The sequence below is a fragment of the Citrobacter sp. Cf132 genome (assembly GCF_030333885.1).
Classification (GTDB): Bacteria; Pseudomonadota; Gammaproteobacteria; order Enterobacterales; family Enterobacteriaceae; genus Citrobacter; species Citrobacter freundii.
The window spans coordinates 1-248 of the sequence record NZ_JAOWFA010000014.1; the positions used below are offsets into that span (position 1 = coordinate 1).

The window sequence follows — 248 nt, forward strand, 5'->3', positions numbered from 1 at the left end:
CCATGCCGAACTCAGAAGTGAAACGCCGTAGCGCCGATGGTAGTGTGGGGTCTCCCCATGCGAGAGTAGGGAACTGCCAGACATCAAATAAAAACAAAAGGCTCAGTCGAAAGACTGGGCCTTTTGTTTTATCTGTTGTTTGTCGGCGAGCGCTCTCCTGAGGAGGATAAATCCGCCGGGAGCGGATTTGAACGTTGCGCAGCAACGGCCCGGAGGGTGGCGGGCAGGACGCCCGCCATAAACTGCCA

At 56.5% G+C, this 248-nt stretch carries 1 rRNA gene; it reads left to right on the forward strand.

What is annotated here, in order from left to right:
• A 5S ribosomal RNA gene (gene rrf, locus OGV85_RS24495) occupies nt 1-82 on the forward strand; the annotation flags it as partial.
• Nucleotides 83-248: the final 166 nt, after the last annotated feature.